Below are 1,238 nucleotides of genomic sequence, written 5' to 3'. Positions count from 1 at the left end.
CGGTGGCCGTTGGCACCGTAGGCTTCGGCGTATTTGACGAAGTCCGGGTTGCCGTAGTCCAGGCCGAAATCGGTGAAGCCCATGTTGGCCTGCTTCCAGCGGATCATGCCGTAGCCGTCGTCACGCAGGATCACCACGGTGATGTGCATGCCGAGGCGTACTGCGGTTTCCAGCTCCTGGCTGTTCATCATGAAGCCGCCGTCGCCGCATACCGAGATCACTGGGCGGTCTGGGTACACCAGGTGCGCAGCCATCGCCGATGGCAGGCCGGCGCCCATGGTCGCCAGGGCGTTGTCCAGCAGCACGGTGTTGGGCTTGTGCGCCTTGTAGTTGCGGGCGAACCAGATTTTGTAGATGCCGTTGTCCAGGGCGACGATGCCTTCGGACGGCAGCACACGGCGGATGTCGGCCACCATGCGCTGTGGGTACACCGGGAAGCGGTTGTCGTCGCCGCCTTCGGCGATCTGCGCTTCGTTGGCTTCACGGATGGCCATCAGGCGGGTGAAGTCCCAGTGCGCGGTGTCGGTCAGCGCTTCGCTGATCTGCCACACGGCGTTGGCGATGTCACCGATCACTTCCACCTGCGGGAAGTACACGGCATCGACTTCGGCGGAGCGGAAGCTGATGTGGATGACTTCGGTGCCGCCACGGACCATGAAGAACGGCGGCTTCTCGATCACGTCGTGGCCGATGTTGATGATCAGGTCGGCGGCTTCAATCGCACGATGTACAAAATCGCCGGACGACAGCGCGGCGTTACCCAGGAAGCGTGGGTGACGCTCGTCCACAACACCTTTACCCATCTGGGTGGTGATGAACGGGATGCCGGTCTTGTCGATCAGCTGCTTGAGGACCTTGGCGGTCATCTTGCGGTTGGCGCCGGCACCGATCACCAGGATCGGGCTGCGGGCCTTCTGCAGTTTTTCTACAGCAGCTTCGATGGCCACGTGCTCGGCCAGCGGGCGACGGTGCAGGCTGCGTGGGATCGGCAGGGCATCGGTTTGCTCGGCGGCGATGTCTTCCGGCAGCTCCAGGTGCACGGCACCCGGCTTTTCTTCTTCAGCCAGGCGGAACGCTTCGCGCATGCGCGCCGGGATGTTGTCGGCCGAGGCGAACTGGTGGGTGTACTTGGTGATGGGGTCCATCATGCCGCACACGTCGATGATCTGGAAGCGGCCCTGCTTGGACTTCTTGATCGGCTTCTGGCCGGTGATCATCATCATCGGCATGCCGCCCAG

Annotated in this window: 1 protein-coding gene; it reads right to left on the bottom strand. The window is 63.1% G+C overall.

Annotated elements, in window-relative coordinates:
- A partial coding sequence (locus tag F3J44_RS29380) for an acetolactate synthase large subunit (protein ID WP_167278002.1) occupies positions 1–1,238 on the bottom strand: 1,238 nt, incomplete at both ends.

The organism is Pantoea sp. Tr-811 (assembly GCF_011752535.1).
In the GTDB taxonomy this organism is placed as follows: Bacteria; Pseudomonadota; Gammaproteobacteria; order Pseudomonadales; family Pseudomonadaceae; genus Aquipseudomonas.
The sequence above is the reverse complement of the archived record's forward strand: the minus strand, read 5'-3'. Positions and strand labels throughout refer to the sequence as shown.